The organism is Pseudomonas sp. NY15435 (assembly GCF_048068295.1).
GTDB lineage: Bacteria > Pseudomonadota > Gammaproteobacteria > Pseudomonadales > Pseudomonadaceae > Pseudomonas.
The window spans coordinates 404,419-420,862 of record NZ_JBLUQA010000005.1 but is presented as its reverse complement, the minus strand read 5'-3'; the positions used below and the strand labels follow the sequence as shown (position 1 = coordinate 420,862).

17 protein-coding genes are annotated in these 16,444 nt (G+C 64.3%); 9 read left to right on the top strand and 8 right to left on the bottom strand.

Annotated elements, in window-relative coordinates; translation table 11 throughout:
- Nucleotides 1-107: 107 nt before the first annotated feature.
- The 4 genes from ACNFH5_RS14815 to ACNFH5_RS14800 all read left to right on the top strand — a co-directional run bounded on the left by ACNFH5_RS14815 (nucleotide 108) and on the right by ACNFH5_RS14800 (nucleotide 4,459).
- Entirely contained in the window at nucleotides 108-2,711 is a 2,604-nt protein-coding gene (locus ACNFH5_RS14815) for a TonB-dependent receptor (protein WP_416747069.1), read from the top strand.
- 291 nt (nucleotides 2,712-3,002) lie between these two features.
- Entirely contained in the window at nucleotides 3,003-3,602 is a 600-nt protein-coding gene (locus ACNFH5_RS14810; RefSeq protein WP_416747067.1) for a biliverdin-producing heme oxygenase, read from the top strand.
- A 64-nt stretch (nucleotides 3,603-3,666) separates the two neighbouring features.
- Nucleotides 3,667-4,032, top strand: coding sequence for a YbaN family protein (locus ACNFH5_RS14805; RefSeq protein WP_277921881.1), 366 nt, complete (start codon nucleotides 3,667-3,669; stop codon nucleotides 4,030-4,032).
- Nucleotides 4,033-4,090: 58 nt separating this feature from the next.
- Nucleotides 4,091-4,459, top strand: a complete 369-nt coding sequence (locus tag ACNFH5_RS14800) for a YajD family HNH nuclease (protein WP_416747065.1) — start codon at nucleotides 4,091-4,093, stop codon at nucleotides 4,457-4,459.
- A 113-nt stretch (nucleotides 4,460-4,572) separates the two neighbouring features.
- Here ACNFH5_RS14800 and ACNFH5_RS14795 read toward each other — a convergent pair whose 3' ends face one another.
- Nucleotides 4,573-5,568, bottom strand: a complete 996-nt coding sequence (locus tag ACNFH5_RS14795; RefSeq protein ID WP_416747063.1) for an LLM class flavin-dependent oxidoreductase — start codon at nucleotides 5,566-5,568, stop codon at nucleotides 4,573-4,575.
- A gap of 157 nt (nucleotides 5,569-5,725) precedes the next feature.
- Between ACNFH5_RS14795 and ACNFH5_RS14790 the strand changes: the two genes are divergently transcribed.
- Nucleotides 5,726-6,076: a hypothetical protein gene (locus ACNFH5_RS14790; protein WP_416747061.1), complete on the top strand. Its 351-nt coding sequence runs from the start codon at nucleotides 5,726-5,728 to the stop codon at nucleotides 6,074-6,076.
- 170 nt (nucleotides 6,077-6,246) lie between these two features.
- On the opposite strand, the gene ACNFH5_RS14785 is transcribed toward ACNFH5_RS14790, so the two are convergent.
- On the bottom strand, nucleotides 6,247-6,660 hold the full coding sequence (locus ACNFH5_RS14785; RefSeq protein WP_416747059.1) for an arsenate reductase ArsC: 414 nt from the start codon (nucleotides 6,658-6,660) through the stop codon (nucleotides 6,247-6,249).
- Between the two features lie 81 nt (nucleotides 6,661-6,741).
- A complete protein-coding gene (locus ACNFH5_RS14780) occupies nucleotides 6,742-7,233 on the bottom strand; it encodes a DUF1543 domain-containing protein (RefSeq protein WP_416747057.1) in 492 nt (163 codons plus the stop codon).
- A 164-nt stretch (nucleotides 7,234-7,397) separates the two neighbouring features.
- Here ACNFH5_RS14780 and ACNFH5_RS14775 point away from each other — a divergent pair, with 164 nt between their 5' ends.
- On the top strand, nucleotides 7,398-8,078 hold the full coding sequence (locus ACNFH5_RS14775; protein ID WP_416747055.1) for a TetR/AcrR family transcriptional regulator: 681 nt from the start codon (nucleotides 7,398-7,400) through the stop codon (nucleotides 8,076-8,078).
- A gap of 76 nt (nucleotides 8,079-8,154) precedes the next feature.
- Nucleotides 8,155-8,448, top strand: a complete 294-nt coding sequence (locus tag ACNFH5_RS14770; RefSeq protein ID WP_416747053.1) for a hypothetical protein — start codon at nucleotides 8,155-8,157, stop codon at nucleotides 8,446-8,448.
- A gap of 1 nt (nucleotide 8,449) precedes the next feature.
- On the opposite strand, the gene ACNFH5_RS14765 is transcribed toward ACNFH5_RS14770, so the two are convergent.
- Nucleotides 8,450-9,523, bottom strand: coding sequence for a DUF1615 domain-containing protein (locus tag ACNFH5_RS14765; RefSeq protein WP_416747330.1), 1,074 nt, complete (start codon nucleotides 9,521-9,523; stop codon nucleotides 8,450-8,452).
- Nucleotides 9,524-9,676: 153 nt separating this feature from the next.
- Complete coding sequence (locus ACNFH5_RS14760; RefSeq protein WP_416747051.1) at nucleotides 9,677-10,570, bottom strand: DMT family transporter; 894 nt, start codon at nucleotides 10,568-10,570, stop codon at nucleotides 9,677-9,679.
- 130 nt (nucleotides 10,571-10,700) lie between these two features.
- Here ACNFH5_RS14760 and ACNFH5_RS14755 point away from each other — a divergent pair, with 130 nt between their 5' ends.
- Complete coding sequence (locus tag ACNFH5_RS14755) at nucleotides 10,701-11,138, top strand: Lrp/AsnC family transcriptional regulator (protein WP_416747049.1); 438 nt, start codon at nucleotides 10,701-10,703, stop codon at nucleotides 11,136-11,138.
- 161 nt (nucleotides 11,139-11,299) lie between these two features.
- Here ACNFH5_RS14755 and ACNFH5_RS14750 read toward each other — a convergent pair whose 3' ends face one another.
- The 3 genes from ACNFH5_RS14750 to ACNFH5_RS14740 all read right to left on the bottom strand — a co-directional run bounded on the left by ACNFH5_RS14750 (nucleotide 11,300) and on the right by ACNFH5_RS14740 (nucleotide 15,424).
- The gene (locus ACNFH5_RS14750; protein ID WP_416747047.1) at nucleotides 11,300-12,670 is read right to left on the bottom strand and encodes a DUF1329 domain-containing protein; all 1,371 of its coding nucleotides are present in this window, start codon (nucleotides 12,668-12,670) and stop codon (nucleotides 11,300-11,302) included.
- Nucleotides 12,671-12,683: 13 nt separating this feature from the next.
- Entirely contained in the window at nucleotides 12,684-14,645 is a 1,962-nt protein-coding gene (locus ACNFH5_RS14745; RefSeq protein ID WP_416747046.1) for a DUF1302 domain-containing protein, read from the bottom strand.
- Nucleotides 14,646-14,950: 305 nt separating this feature from the next.
- Entirely contained in the window at nucleotides 14,951-15,424 is a 474-nt protein-coding gene (locus ACNFH5_RS14740) for a DUF3859 domain-containing protein (protein WP_416747044.1), read from the bottom strand.
- Between the two features lie 130 nt (nucleotides 15,425-15,554).
- Between ACNFH5_RS14740 and ACNFH5_RS14735 the strand changes: the two genes are divergently transcribed.
- Nucleotides 15,555-16,421, top strand: a complete 867-nt coding sequence (locus tag ACNFH5_RS14735; protein ID WP_416747042.1) for a pirin family protein — start codon at nucleotides 15,555-15,557, stop codon at nucleotides 16,419-16,421.
- Nucleotides 16,422-16,444 lie beyond the last annotated feature (23 nt).

The window sequence follows — 16,444 nt, the reverse complement described above, 5'->3', positions numbered from 1 at the left end:
TAAAAGTATTTTTACGCGATCCGAAAGGCTCGTTCGTTTAGTCAGAAGCCAATGCAATAGATTCGCATTTACGAATGCGAACAAAGACTGACTAAGAGAGCCCTTCGATGACCATTGCTTCTTCGCGTGCCCCTCTGCGCCGGCTGTCCGCGCCGGCAAGCATCTCGCTGCTCGCCCTGTCCATCGGCCTCGCCAGCCTGCCGGCCACCTCCGCCCTGGCTGCCGAAGCCAGCCAGACCCAGGCCGGCTACAGCTTCGACATCGCCCGCCAGCCGCTGCCCCAGGCACTGAACGCGTTCAGCGCGGTGACCGGCTGGCAGGTGGGCGTGGCCGACGACCTGGCTGACGGCGTGGAATCCCCGGGCGTCACCGGCCGCCTGCCGGCGGAGCGCGCATTGAAGACGCTGCTCGGCGGCACCGGCCTGACCGCGCGCCAGCTCGGCCCGCGCAACGTGGTGCTGGAGCGCAACCTCTCCTCCGTCGCCGAGATGCAGCCGCTCACCGTCACCGCCACCCGCCAGGCGCAGAGCGTAACCTCGGTACCGTCCACGGTGAACGTCGTCGGCCGCGAAGAGCTGGACCGCAAGAACGTCAACACCATCAAGGAACTGGTGCGCGACATGCCCGGCGTCTCCGTCGGCGGCACCGGCAACCGTGCCGGCATCACCGGCTACAACATCCGCGGCATCGACGGCGACCGCGTGCTGACGCAGGTCGATGGAGTCGAGATTCCCAACAGTTTCTTCAATGGCCCGTACGCGCAGACCGAACGCAACTACGTCGACCCGGAAATCGTCAAGCGCGTGGAAATCCTCCGCGGGCCAGCTTCGGCCCTGTACGGCAGCAACGCCATCGGGGGCGCGGTGAGCTACTTCACCCTCGACCCGGACGACATCATCAAGGACGGCCAGGATGTCGGCGCGCGCCTGAAGACCGGCTACAGCTCCGCCGATGACAGCTGGCTGACCTCCGCCACCGTCGCCGGCCGCCTCGACACCTTCGACGGCCTGCTGCACCTGAGCCAACGCAACGGCCACGAAACCGAGTCTTACGGCAGCACCGGCGGCACCGGCCTGTCGCGCACCGAAGCCAACCCGGAAGATGTGCGCACCACCAACGTGCTGGCCAAGCTGGGCTGGAACTACGCCGAGGGCAGCCGCTTCGGCCTGGTCTACGAGAAGTACAAGGACGACGTCGATACCGACCAGAAGAGCGCCTACGGCGGCCCGTACTTCAATGGCGCACCGACCATCCCCGACTCCGTGCTGCCCGGCGGCATGTACCAATGGCGCACCGGCAACGACACCATCACTCGCGAGCGCTACGGCCTGGAACACCAGATGCTGCTGGACAGCGTGGTGGCCGATCACCTGAAGTGGACCTTCAACTACCAGATCGCCAAGACCGACCAGAGCACCGACGAGTTCTACTACCCGATCACCCGCCAGGTCCTGCGTACCCGCGAGACCCAGTACAAGGAGCGCCAGTGGGTGCTCGACCTGCAGATGGACAAGGCCTTCGCCCTGGGCGATACCGACCACCTGCTGACCTACGGCACCACCCTCAAGCGGCAGAAAGTCACCGGCTACCGCGAAGGCGGTGCCACCTGCCTGGCCGTCAGCCGCACCTGCCCCACCATCGGCGGCCCAAGCACCGTGGCCAGCGACCAACTGGCACGCAGCAGCGACTTTCCCGATCCGACCATCGACACCTACGCCCTCTTCGCCCAGGACGAGATCCGCTGGAACGACTGGACCTTCCTGCCCGGCCTGCGCTACGACCATACCCGCCTGAAGCCGCACCTGACCGACGAGTTCCTCAACACCGTCGACCAGAGCGGCGATGGCGAAGTGAGCAGCGAAAGCAAGACCTGGCACCAGCTCTCGCCCAAGCTCGGCGTGACCTACGCGTTCAACGACAACTACCTGTGGTACGGCCAGTACGCCCAGGGCTTCCGCACCCCGACCGCCAAGGCGCTCTACGGCCGCTTCGACAATCCCACCAGCGGCTACCGCGTGGAGCCCAACCCGGACCTGGACCCGGAACGCAGCCAGAGCTACGAAACCGGCCTGCGCGGCAACTTCGAGGAAGGCTCGTTCGACGTGGCGGTCTTCTATAACAAGTACCGCGACTTCATCAACGAAGACGCCATTACCCCCGGCTACGACGAGCCGACCTTCACCAGCAACAACATCAAGCACGCCATCATCAAGGGCGTGGAACTCAAGGGTCGCCTGGAGCTGGGCGCCTTCGGCGCGCCGCAGGGTCTCTACACCAAGGGCTCGGTGGCCTACGCCTACGGCCGCAACAAGGACACCGGCGAGCCGATCAACAGCGTCAACCCGCTCACCGGCGTATTCGGCCTGGGCTACGACGAACAGGCTGGCCGCTACGGCGCGCTGCTCGACTGGACCCTGGTCAAGCGCAAGAACCGCGTGGACGACAGCCAGTTCAACGCCCCCGACGGCACCAGCAGCCAGTTCAAGACCCCGGGCTTCGGCATTCTCGACCTGACCGGCTACTACAAGCTGACCGACGACCTGACCCTCAACGCCGGCCTGTACAACCTCACCGACAAGAAGTACTGGCTGTGGGATGACGTGCGCGGCTACGACGGCGTCGGCGAAGCGGCGGTACTGGCCCCGGCCAACCTCGACCGCCTGACCCAGCCGGGCCGCAACTTCGCGATCAACCTGGTGTGGGATATCTGATGCACTGGTTGACACGGGATTGCTGATGAACCCCGTGCCAGCTCTGTTCGCGAGCAAGCTCGCTCCTACGCAAAGCGTCAAACCCCGTAGGAACGAGCTCGCTCCTACGAAGAGCGTCAAACCCTGTAGGAGCGAGCTTGCTCCTACGAAGAGCGTCAAACCCTGTAGGAGCGAGCTTGCTCGCGAACCCGCTTCGCTCCGTCATCACCCATTGAACATCCGACAATCTTTACGCTTTCCCAACGCTGATTCGTCTCGTCTACAAAGCCGTGTAATTTCAAGGAATTGGACATGACCACCCTGGAACTCCCCGCCCTGCGCTCGCAGCGCCTGAACGCGCTGACCCATGCCCCCCACGAGCGTCTCGACCACGCCGTAAAGGCTCGCGAGCCCTTCTCCAGCCGCGAGCGCTTCGCCCGCTTCGTGGTCGCCCAGTACCTGTTCCAGTCCGAGCTGCAGGCCCTGTACCAGGACGCCGAGCTGGGCAAGATCTTCCCTGACCTGCCGCAGCGCTGTCGCGCCGAACAGGCCCGACTGGACCTGGCCGACCTCGACACCGAAGTACCCGCCCCAGTTGCCGGCGCCATCAGCAAGCCGACCCAAGCCCATGCCCTGGGCTGGCTGTTCGTCTCTGAAGGCTCCAAGCTCGGTGCTGCCTTCCTGATCAAGCGCGTCGCCGCGCTGGGCCTGGACGAGAACACCGGCGCGCGCCACCTGGGCGAGCCCGAAGGCGGCCGCGCCGAAGGCTGGAAGCGCTTCACCCGCACCCTCGATGGCCTGGAGCTGAGCGAGGCCGAAGAGCGCGAAGCCGAAGCCGGCGCCGTGGCCGCCTTCGAGCGCTTCTCCCAACTGCTGCAACACAGCTACGACAGTGCTCCCGCCACCGTCTGACGCCCTGGAGCGCGCGCCGGCTGATGCGGCGCGCGCCAATCCCTTTGGTCCGGCCCGCTCACGGCTGGCTCGACTGGCATTTGCGTTGCTGGCGTACACCAGCCTGGGTGTAGGCATGGTGGGATTGGTGGTGCCGGGGTTGCCGACAACCGAGTTCGTTCTGCTCGCCGCCTGGGCCGCATCGAAGAGTTCGCCGCGGCTGTCCGCCTGGCTGGAGAACCACCGGTTGTTCGGCCCCATCCTGCACAACTGGCGCAACGGCCGCGCCGTTGCCCGTCGCGCCAAGATCAGCGCCAGCCTGGCGATGCTCGCGGCCCTGGCGATCATGCTGATCACCCTGCCCCACGGCCTCTGGCTGTACGCGGTGATCCTCGGCATGGCGGTTGGCAATCTGTGGATCTGGTCGCGACCGGATACGCCCAGGCCGTAGTCAGCGAACGGAACCGGACTTATGCTGGAGGTCCGATCCCGCACCCTGTCCATAAGCCATGAACCAGCCCACCAGCAAAGTCGACGCCGTCCTCGCCGAAGCCCAGCGCCGCCGCGAAACCAGCTACCGCGAAAAAGCCCTGAAGATGTACCCCTGGATCTGCGGTCGCTGCGCCCGCGAGTTCAGTGGCGTGCGCCTGCGCGAACTGACCGTCCACCACCGCGACCACAACCACGACAACAATCCCGAGGACGGTTCCAACTGGGAGCTGTTGTGCCTGTTCTGTCACGATAACGAGCATCAGCGGCAGGTCGATCTGCACTACCAGAACAGCAACGATGCGGGCGCCAAAGGCCCGAAGGTCACCCACAAGGGGCTGGCCGGGCTGGCTGATCTCCTGAAGAAGCAGGACGACGGACAGGCGTGAATCCGACGCCCCGTGCTCCGTTCTGCCACACCCCTGTAGGAGCGAGCTTGCTCGCGAACAAGCCCCGCTGCGAAGCCGGTTCGCGAGCAAGCTCGCTCCTACAAAATCGGCCTTCAGCGGAGGCCGGCGACGATCTCCAGTGAGCGCAGGCGCAGCTCGTGATCGTAGATATCGCTGGTGAAGATGATCTCGTCCACGCCGGTCTGCTCCAGCAGGATCTCCAGGCGGCTGCGCACCTTTTCCGGACCACCGATGACCGCCAGGCCGAAGAAATTACCCACGGCATCCTGCTCGTGGGGCAGCCACAGGCCAGCCATGCTCTTCACCGGCGGCTTCTGCTTCAGGCTGTCGCCACGGATCAGCGCCAGAACACGCTGGAACGCCGTGGTTGCGAGGTATTCGGCTTCCTCGTCGGTTGGCGCGGCCACCAGCGGCACCCCAATCATGGCGTAGGGCTTGTCGAGCACCGCCGAAGGCTGGAAGTTCTCGCGATAGATGCGCAGCGCATCGTGCAGGTAGCGCGGTGCGAAGTGCGAGGCGAAGGCATACGGCAGGCCCTTCTGCGCCGCCAGGTGCGCGCTGAACAGACTTGAACCCAACAGCCAGATCGGCACGTTGGTGCCCTCCCCCGGAATCGCCAGCAGCGACTGCTGGGAGCGGCGCGGGCCGAGGAGCATTTCCAGCTCGGCAACCTGCTCGGGGAAGTCGGCGCCGTCGCCCAGGCGATCGCGACGCAGCGCGCGCATGGTCGCCTGGTCGGCGCCCGGTGCACGGCCCAGGCCGAGGTCGATGCGGCCCGGATACAGCGTTTCCAGGGTGCCGAAGTTTTCCGCCACCACCAGCGGCGGATGGTTGGGCAGCATCACGCCGCCGGAGCCGACGCGGATGCGCTCGGTCTTGCCGGCAATGTGGCCGATCAGCACGGCAGTGGCCGAGCTGGCGATGCCATCCATGTTGTGGTGTTCCGCCAGCCAGTAGCGGGTAAAGCCCAGCCGCTCGACATGCCGGGCAACCGCGACGGCGTTGTTCAGCGCCTCGGCAGCAGTGCCCTGGTCGCGCACGGGCACCAGGTCGAGCATGGAGAAGGCAGTTTCAGACAGGGACTTCATAGGCACTCCAATTCGGGTCACACTGGCGCCGCCTGACGCGGCGTAGCGGACATGACTTTGAGCGTGACTCTATCCATGCGCGCCAGGCCTGGCCACTCGTCGGGATCGATAGTATTCATGAGCGCCAGTAATACAGCCCATGCCACAAGGAAGTCCCATGGTTCGCAAGGTTCTGCTGACAGCGCTCTTTATCCTGCTCGTGCTCACTATCGCGGTGCAGTGGCTCTATATCGACTATCTGCATGAGCACAGGCAGAGCTACCTGCGACTCAACGGTATGTTGCATGCGATCGACGTGCTGCAGACTACCCGGGAAGCCGCCGACCGTGACACAAAGAACCGCGATGGACGACGCGCCCTGTTGATCGCGCAAAGCCTGGAAATCATCAGGTTGAAAAAGCTGCAGCAAAGCACGGGCATCGCCCTGAACGAACAGGGGAGCCAACTGCTCGAGCGGGTCGATCGCTACCGGAGCCCTCCTCAAGCAGCCGAACTGCTGGCGAAGTGACACGTCCCTGTCACATCCCCCGCGCATAATCGCCCTCGTGCTGAAGGACCAGCGCCCCATCTACACAGGCATCCGCCGCCGATCCTCCCCAGGCAACGGCGAATCCTGTGGCCTACGAAGCAAAAAGCCCGCATCCGTGCGGGCTTTTTGCTTTGTCATCGCCGGAAGCTTCAGTCGCGGTTCTTCACCATTTCGAAGAGTTTCAGGCGATCGCTGATTTCCTGCAGGGTATGGCGAAACGGGTCGTGCTGTTCGCTGTTGGCTGGATCGACGAAGTTCCACACGATCACTTCGCTGGAGGTCGGCAACTCGTCGCCCTCGTCGGTGGACTTGTCGCACAGGTCGATCAGGTAATCGAAATGCTGGCCGCGGAATTCATCGATGGATTTACTGCGCAGGCCTTCGGCGGAAATCCCGGCGTGCTCCAGCACGCTGCGCGCACGCGGGTCGATGGCAGTCGGGTGGATACCCGCGCTGAAGGCTTCGAAGTGCTCGCCATCGGTGTGCCGCAGCAAGGCTTCGGCCATCGGCGAGCGGGCGTCATTGGCGACGCAGACGAACAGGACTCGGCGTTTCTCGGTCATCTTTACCTCGGCGCGGGGGATCGGCTTTGCGCCCCTTATACGTCAGGTTTTATGACAGAGCCGTGTCAGCACCATGAAGGCTCACAGCACGATGTAGTCGCTGCGCTGCACGATGCCGCGACTCTCGCCTTCTACAAGATGCACGTAGCGCCCGCCGATCTGGTCGATGGCGATGCAATCGTCGACATCGATCACTGCATCGGTATGCGCCTTGTCCCAACTGCGCGGCATGCGGCGCTTGGCGCGAACCTTGGCATCGGCGGCATCGCGCGCAGCCACCAGCACGTACTGGTGCGCTTCGCCGAAACTGCCCAGCTCGTAGCCGCCCAGGTTGACGAAGAACAGCCGCTGTTCGCCCGGCGCCGGCATCGCCTCAGTGAATTCGACGCGGTAGGCCTCGACCCCGTCCACTTCCAGCCAGGAGTCGATATGCAGGCCTTCCGGGCTGCCGAACCAGGCATCGCGCAATTGCGGATAGGTGGATTTCAGGTTTTCGCCAATGACAAAAGCGACGTCATGGACCTCGATCCGCGCGCGCGGATGGCGCCCGCCCAACATGACTACGAACAGCATTTCAGCCCCTTCCCAGGTTTCTGAATGGGTCTGACAGATCCGTCATACAGCAGGTTCAATCTACTGGCGGATAAATGGCCATCCGCCAGTCAACCCAGTGGATGGCAAGCGCTATATAGAAAGCTATATTCTGAATCTTCGTTTCACTGCCCCGATGTTTTCCCATGCCCCAGACCGCCCCTACCCCGACGCGCCGCCGCCAGCGCCCCGCCCTCAGCATTCGTGACCGTAACCGCCAGCGCATTCTGCTGGCAGCCGGCGAAGAGTTCGCCGAGAAGGGCTTCACTGCCGCCAAGACCCAGGACATCGCCAGCCGCGCCGAGCTGCCCAAGTCCAACGTCTACTACTACTTTCAGAGCAAGGAGAACCTCTACCTGCGTCTGCTGGAGAACGTGGTGGACGCCGTGCTGGAGGCCTCCGCCCTGCTGCGCGAGTGCGACGACCCGACCTGGGCACTGCCGGCGCACATCCGCGCGCGCCTTCACATCGCCCGCCAGTGGCCACACGCTTACAAGGTGCTCGCCAGCGAGATGCTCCATGGCGCACCACACCTGCCGCCGGAATGGCTGCAGCGCCTGCGCGCGGAATCGCGCCGCGGCGTCGAGTGCATCGCCGCCTGGATCGACCGCGGGCTGCTCGCTGCAGTGGACCCGCAGCATCTGCTGCTGAGCATTTCCGCCGCCACCCGTACCTACGTCGATTTCGACTGGCAGATCGCGATGATCACCGGCAAGGCGCAACCCGCCGCAGATGATTTCGAAGCGGCAGCGGCAACCATCACCCGCCTCGTCCTGCGCGGCACCGAGCCTGAGCCGGCCGCACGTCTGCGCCCCCTGCCGCTGTAGCGTCCGGCGGCGTCTGCACTAAGCTGAGGATGTCCGCACGGCCAGGCGCCGTGCCTGCATTCGTCTGGGAGACGCCATGAAATCGCTACTGATCGCCGTATCGCTGATCGCCGTGCAGCCCGCCTTTGCCGCCATCCCCATGCTCAACTACGACTGCCCCGATGACATCCAGGTCCACACCGACGAGGGCGGACCGGTGTACATCAACGGCAAGGAAGCCAAGGTCAAGCAGAAGAACGACAAGTACATCGAGGCCAAGGGAGAAGGCGTGACCATCTCCATCAGCCTCAATGACGACGGCAGCGCCACCGTTTCCTACACCGGACCCAAAGGCGCCAACGGCATCTGCCAACCAGCCGAGGGCGACTGATTCAGTTCTTTGGCGCGCGCGTGAGGCAACGCTGATAGCGCTCGTCCACGCGCTGGGCGAACCAGGCGGTGGTGAGCTGGCGGGTGATCTTCGGGCTGTGCAGCGTGATGCCCGGCAGCATCGCTCGCGGCAGTGACTTACCGGCGGAGCGCTCGGCCAGGGCGAAGACTTTGGTATAGAGCTCCGACCGGGTGAAGTCCGGCTTGTCACCCAGTTCCAGATCACGGCGGATTTCCCGCTCGCTCATGCCCAGTTTCGGCGCCAGGGTGCGCACCGCCTTTTCGGTACTGCCGGCGTCGTAACTGCCGTAGAGGATCAGGTCGCCATCCAGCGCCAGGGTGATGCCGGTGAGCTCGGCCACTGCGCGCTGGAACGCGGCATTGCGGCTGGCGTACCAGCCGGCGTTGAAGTCGGCGAAGCGATACAACTGCCGCGGGTAGTTCACCGGGTAGCCGAGCAGATGGGCGATGCCGAAATACATGCCGCCACGGCGGCTGAACACCTCGCGGCGGATGCTACCGTCAACCGGGTACGGATAGCCTTCGGCATGGGCCTGGGCGAATTCGATGCTGACCTGCATCGGCCCGCCGGTGTGAACCGGGTTGAAACGACCGAACAGCTGCTGGCCGAGCGGCACGCCACCGATGAAGTCATCGAAGATCGCGCTCAATTCCCTTTCGGTCTTCGCGCTCGCCAGGCGTTGGCTGTAGGTGCGGCCGGTCGGCGATTTCAGCGCCAGCGCGGTATCGATGAGAAAGCCCGGCACATGCACCTTGCTCGCACGCCGATCGATCTCGGCGCGAGCGATCTTGCCCAGCCCCGGCACGGGCGGATCAGCCTTGAAGTTGGACTCCTGCTCGGTGATCGCCACCACCGAGCAGAGGTTTTCGGTAGTGGCCGGAATACGCTGGGTGGTGAAAGCGACCTGGATATCCGCCGCCCAGCCCTGGCGGTCGGACGCACCGGCGGGTATCAGCGTGACCAGCTTGCCGCGTACCTCGGCTGGTGTCGGCTCTGGCACGCTCGGCGCGCGCGTGCCGCAGCCGGCCAGCGCCAGCAGCGCAACCGCGCCCAGTAGATGAATGAGTCGTGGTGAAAGCCTTTTCAGGCTGAATGAACCTGCCGTCAGGGCAGCCGCAGTCATAGTTCTATCCTTGCTTGAAGTCCGCCTACAGGACCTTCGCTGAGCTGCGCAGGTTCCCTGCGCATTCTCAGACAAGCACGGATATCAGCGCCAGGCCAGGCGCCGCAGGTTCAGGCTCCAGCCGCGCTGCATGCCGGCGGCGGCCAGCAGGATGGCGACCACGCCCAGCCATTGCAGCGGAGTCAGTCGATGGCCGAAGGCGAACCAGTCGACGAAGATCGCCGCAATCGGATAGATGAATGACAGCGCACCGGTCAGGGCCGTCGGCAGTTTCTGGATCGCGCCATAGAGCAGCACGTACATGATGCCGGTGTGCACGATGCCCAGAGTCGCCAGGCTGGCCCAGGCCGTACTGGCCTGCGGCAGCGGCGACAGGTTGGCCCAGGGTGCCAACAGCAGTACGCCGGTCACCGCCTGGATCAGCGCTATCAGGTGCGGCGGCACGCCGGTCAGGCGCTTGATGATCAGCGCCGCCACCGCATACAGGGCCGCCGCGCCGAGAGCCAGGGCAATGCCGCCCAGATAGTCGCTACCCACCTGCCCCGCCTCGCCGTGCGCGCTGACGATCGCCAGCATGCCGACGAAGGAAACACCGAGCCAGGCGAGTTTTTGCGCGGTCACCTTTTCGCCGAGGAACAGTGCGCCCAGCAACACCAGCAGGAACGGCTGGACGTTGTAGACCGCTGTGCCGATGGCGATGGACGCCCGCGAATAGGAGCCGAACAGCAGCACCCAGTTACCGACGATGGCCGCGCCGCTGAGCAGCGCCAGACCGAAGGTGGCGCGGGTGAGGATGCCAGGGCGCAGGAAGCCCATGGCCGCGCAGACCACCAGGAGCGTCGCGGCGCCGAACATGCAGCGCCAGAACACCACATCCAGCACCGGCTGGCCGGAGACCACCACCAGCCAACCGATGGTGCCGCAGATCAGCATGGCGCTGATCATTTCCAGGGTGCCGCGTCTGATTTGCTCGTTCATGGTTCACCTCCAGGGATTGGCGACCAGTATGAACAGGCGGATTCGCGCACTCCATCGCCTGGCGCAGGCAAATCTCGGCCATCACCTTTACTATCAAGGCAATTACCCGACTTTACCTTTCGAGACCAAGATGACCGATGAAATCGACCAGTTGCTGATCGCGGCACTGATGGAAGACTCCCGCCTTTCCCTCAAGGCCCTGGCCCAGGTCAGCGGCCTGAGCTCGCCCAGCGTTGCCGAGCGGCTGCGCAAGCTGGAAGAGCGTCAGGTGATTACCGGCTACACGGTAAATGTCGATCCACGCGCCTTTGGCTACCAGTTGCAGGCCATCGTCCGGGTTCGCCCGCTGCCGGGAAAACTGCAGGAAGTAGAGAAACAGATCCTGGCGATCCCCGAGTTCACCGAGTGCGACAAGGTCACCGGCGAGGACTGCTTCTACGCGCGAATGTGCGTGCGCTCGATGGAGCAGCTGGATGAAATTCTCGACCACCTCAATGGCTTCGCCGAGACCAACACCGCCATCGTCAAGAAGAGCCCGGTGAAGCGGCGCTTGCCGCCGATGGCTTGAAACGGCTTTTTTGCGGCCAGGCGGCGGTTCGCGAGCAAGGACTAGGCGTCCCCCTCGGTCCTACGAAAAGCGCAGTGGCATACCTGTAGGAGCGAGCTTGCTCGCGAATCCAGGACATAAAAAAGAAAAGGCCCCTTGCGGGGCCTTCGTCGTTCAGGTGCTTAGCGCGATGCCTTGCGGCGCAGCGCCGAGGGGCTGAAGTTGGAGTCGTCCGGTGCTGGCTGGCTGAAGTCGGCAGTGCCGGGTTCTTCGTTGTCCAGCCACTGGATGCTGTAGCGGTGCGCCTGGAGGTCGTGGAAGGTATCCAGCGCGGTCCATACCATCGGTTGCTCGTAGAAGCTCTTCAGGTAGGCCTGCGACACGCGCCACAACTCGCCGCGGCCATCGTACTGGTCCACCACGGCAGCGCCCCAGCTGTCCTCGTCGAGATACAGGGTGCGACGCGAGTAGATGTGCCGCGAGCCCGGTTTCAGCTTGCCGTCCACCACCCAGACGCGATGCAGTTCGTAGCGGGTGTACTTGGGATTGACGTGGCCGGGGGTGAGCAGGTCCTTGTACTTAACTTCCGGGCTGGTGATCTGGTAGTTGTTGTACGGAATGTAGATTTCCTTCTTGCCCACCAGGGTCCAGTCGTAGCGGTCCGGCGCGCCGTTGTACATGTCGGTGTCGTCGGCGGTGCGCAGGCCATCGGAGTCTTCGATGGGGGTGTCGTAGGCCAGGGTCGGGGCGCGGCGCACGCGGCGCTGGCCGGGGTTGTAGCCCCAGGCCTGACGCGGTTCCTTGACCTGGTCGAGGGTCTCCTGCACGAGCGCGCCGTTACCGGCCAGGCGGGCCGGGGCGGTGGTGAAGGTCATGTAGTAGAACAGCGTGTTGCCCAGCTTGTCGTAGCTGCCTTTGGGGTCGTAGAAGCGGAACAGCGCCTCGTCCTGGGAAGTCACCAGCGAGTAGGCGCCATTGCGCTGCACGCCAGCCTGCGACGAGCGCCGCACGATGTAGGTGCCACGGTAGCGGGCAATGTGGTTCCACACCGCCTCAACGCCGCTCTGCGGAATCGGGAACGGCACACCACCGTAGGCATCGGAGAAGCCGTTACCGCCTTCGACGAGCTTGGCGCTGGTGGCGTTCTTGAAGATGTTGTCGTAGATCCACTGCGGCGCGGAGCCCGTGCGGTGGGTCTCGTAGACCGGCATCTGGTAGCTGTCCGGGTAGGCGTTGAACAGGGCAATCTGCCCCGCCGTCAGGTTGGCCTTGTATTGGTCGAGGTTGGCCTTGGTGATGACGAACTTGGGCTTCTCGCCGGCGAACGGGTCGACGTGGTGCGCACCTGGCCCCTTGTACCCGGCAGGCGCCGAGGTCAGGCCACCGGTCCAGGCCGGGATGCTGCCGGCGGCGTTGCCGGCCTTCTCCGCGCCCATGGGCGTCAGAGTGCTTTTCAGTTGGGCAGCCTGGTCGGCCGAGACGGCCGCACGCGCATCGGTGACGGCCAGAGCCGTCAGCGTGGCAAGGACGATCAGGGAACTCTTCTTGTACATGGTCCTCTCCGGATCAGAACGAGTATTTCGCGGTGATCGAGACGTTGTCGCGGTCGCGCATGGAGTTGCTCGAGCCGGCGCCGTAGTAGTTGGTGTACTGGGTGCCGACCTCGAAGGTGTTCAGGTAGCTGGCGTCGATACCGAGGGTGTAGGCCTTGCGGCCTTCGATGAAGTTGCCGGTGCGGTCGGAGTTGCCGCTGAAGTCCTCCTGGTAGACGGCATAGGGTGAAAGCTTCACCCCAGCGTAGACGTCGTTCCAGCTGCCGGTGAGCAACAGCGTGTAGCCGTAGCTGTCGCGGCTGATCTGCACATCGTCGTCGTTCCCACCGACGTAGGCCTTGTCCTGGGCGCCAACGAATTTGCGTTCGCTGCCATCCCAGGCGGTGTACTTCAGGCTGCTGCCACGGATGTGCTCGGATGCCAGTTCTGCCACGCCGGTCATGGAGTCGAAGCTCAGGTGCGGGCCGAAGTTGTAGATGGTCGACAGCGAGATGTTGTAGGTCTCGGCGCGTTCATAGTTCTCGAACAGGCTGCCACGGCACAATTGCTTGCCGGCCACTTCGGCGCAGGCCTGGCCGGCGGCCACGCTGCCGTCATAGAGATTGGTCTGGCCCAGCACGCCCTGGGTGAGCAGGTCACCGAGCAGGTCGTCGGTGGCAGAGATGCTGATCGGCATGTTCGGCCGGTAGGCGATCTCGCCGGACACCGAAGCATCGCCCAGTGTGGTGTTGAAGCTGAAGCCGTACATGCGGATGTCTTCGACGTAGTCACGGCGGGCTTCGGCGTTGCTCGCCATGTCCAGCGTGGCCAGTCCCGGCACCGCTTCGCCCAGGCCCAGTGGGCCGAGCAGGTTGTTCAACGCATCGACATCCACGCCCTGATAGTTGCGCAGATCAACGGCGACCTGCGGCTCCTTGGCGTGGTAGTTGACGAAGTAGAAGCCGAACTCGGTGGAGTTGAGCTCCTCCGCAATGTAGCGGAAGGCCACGCCGAACTGGCCGTCGTCGCGAGCCTCGATGTCCTTGCCGATGTTGGCCACCTTGAAGGTGCCGGTGTTCGGATCAAGGAAGGCGTTCGGGCCATGCGGCCCGTTGCCGAGCAGCCCCAGGGAAGCGACCGTCGGGTAGCCGGCCAGCAGTTCCTTGATCAGCGGGTCGGTCTCGGTGGTGTACGCCGTCTCGCCGCCATCGCTGAACAGGTCGGTATCGGAGAAGTAGGTGCCCACCGAGTCCAGGCGGGTCTCCTTCCACTTCCACTGGTAGAAGGCTTCCATGGACAGGTCATCGGTCAGGCCGAGGTTGAAGCTCAGCGCCTCCACCGGCACCAGCACTTCCTTGAGTTCCGAGCCCGGCAGGTGGAAGCGCGCGGCGTCGACCGGGTTGATGGTGTTGACGCCACCGCGGTAGAACACACCCTCGCCCCAGTTCAGCACCTGGCGGCCGACACGGCCGGTCAGCGGATGCTCGTCGACGTCCCAGCTACCGGACAGGTAGGCATCCAGCAACTCGGCCTTGCGACCCGCGATGTGGCGGGTGTCGTCGGTGAAGTGGTCGTCCTGCGGGTACGACTGGCTGGGGCGCACCACGCCGTCGGTGGTGCTGTAGTAGTCGTTGCGCTTGTCCATGATCTGCGTGTCGTAATAGGCGGTGCCACGCATGAACAGGCCGTAGTTCTGGTACTTGGCCGAAAGATCGGAAGTGAGCTTGAAGACCTGGGAAACCAGGCCGGTATCAAAGTTGCGGTTGCCGTCGTCGGCGTTGATGTCACTGATATTGCTCTTCTCGCGGCCCTGCACGCGCCACATGGCGCCGTAGGACAGCGTGCTGTCCAGCGAGCCGGTGATCTCGTTCTCGGCCAGCTTGAACTCCAGGGCCTGCGCCGACCCCGCTATCAGCAGCGGCAAGAGTCCCATCACCGCCCCCGCCCGCCGCGGCGCCCAGAAAATGGACGAGCGCGCACCCAATCGACTGTTCATAGACAGCATTACCTCCATGGCCAAGATTTATCGCCCCGGTCATTGCGGCCGGCGCTGTTCTTATTCGTCTCTCGGCTGCCGGCCGCCTCGGACAAGCCGGGCCACCGTGCAGTAACACTCCTGCCAGAGCGCTTGCGGGCGCTTTGGCCCCCTCTCCTCTTTTGCTTGCACGCCGGAAGTTGGGACTATCGTGCAGGCAAAGTAACAAACTGTTTCCCGCCTGCCAATGGAAAGGATGTAATCCGTGTCTTTCTTCCTGAAATGAAAAGCCCGACACAAGGCCGGGCTTTTTCATAGTGCGTGACTTACTCGACAGTGAAGGTCTTTTCCGCCAGCAGGCGATCACCCTGGAACACCATGAAGCGCCACTGGCCCTGCACCACTTCGTGGTTTTCGGTGAACTGGTAAGCCATCACGTCGGTGGGGGCACCCACCACCCGCTTCTGTACCACCTCGAACTTGTCATGGCGCTGACCATCCGGGGTCACCACGCCGGGGGTGAAATACAGCAGGGTCAAGGGCGTGTCGCCCTCCTGCTTGCCACTGAGCTGGTAGCGCATGCCGAACTTGGTACCCAGCTTGGCCGGCACGCGGGTGGTGGATTCGATCTCTTGCTCGCTACGGGTGAGCACGCGCTCGCCCGGCTGATAATCCTTGTAGCTGCTGACGAAAACGCCGTACTCGACCGGGCCGTTGACGCGCACCTCGGCAAAAGCCGAAGAAGCGAAAGCGGAAGCCAGGGAGAGAGCCAGGACTGCTGGCAGGCGGGAAATGGACATGTCGCGCTCCTTGTTGGGGTCCGCGCGAGGCTATGACATCGCCGTGACAGCCTGATGACAGCTTGACGCCGTGCGGGTCGGCGCCGTGCCAAGCGTCTATCATGCGTGGATCGGATCACTGGACACCATCATGAGCGACAGCCTGCTGACCATCCGCCCCCGCGCCGAAGACGTCGAGGGCGTGCCCATTCTCCGCCCCCTGCCTTCGGCCCAGCGCCGCAGCATCGGCCCCTTCGTGTTCTTCGACCACATGCTCGAAAGCAGCTTTGCCCCGGAACACGGAATGGACATCCGCCAGCACCCGCACATCGGCCTGTCCACCCTCACCTACCTGTTCGAGGGCCAGGTGCAGCACAAGGACAGCCTCGGCTCGGACCAGCGAGTGCTACCCGGCGATGTCAGCTGGATGACCGCAGGGCGCGGCGTCGCCCATGTGGAGCGCACCCCGGCCGACCTGCTGCACAGCGGCTCGCGCCTGCATGGCCTGCAGGTCTGGCTGGCCCTGCCGCGGGAGTTGGAAGGCTGCGAACCCAGCTACAGCCACCACGCCAGCGCCAGCCTGCCGGAAAGCGACAGCCTGGGCGTGCGCATCCGCATGATCGCCGGTGCCGGCTTCTGCCTGGAGTCGCCGGTACCGGTGCAATCGAAGACACTCTATGCGCACCTGCAATTGGCCGCTGGCGCGACCCTGGCGATCCCCGACGAACATCCCGAGCGCGCGCTATACCTGATCGAAGGCGAAGCGCTGCTGGACGATGAACCGCTGCCGCTGCACGCACTGGTGGTACTGCCCGAAGGCGAGACGTTCACCCTCTCCGCCTGCGGCGACTGCCTCGCGGTGATCATCGGTGGAGACCCGCTGGACGGGCCGCGGCGGATGAACTGGAACTTCGTCGCCAGCGACCCCGCCCTGATCGACAGCGCCCGCGCCCGCTGGGCCGCGCGCGACTGGCCGACAGTACCGGGTGAGCAGGAACGCATCGAACTGCCGCGCTAGCCGTCGAATTGAATAATCAATCA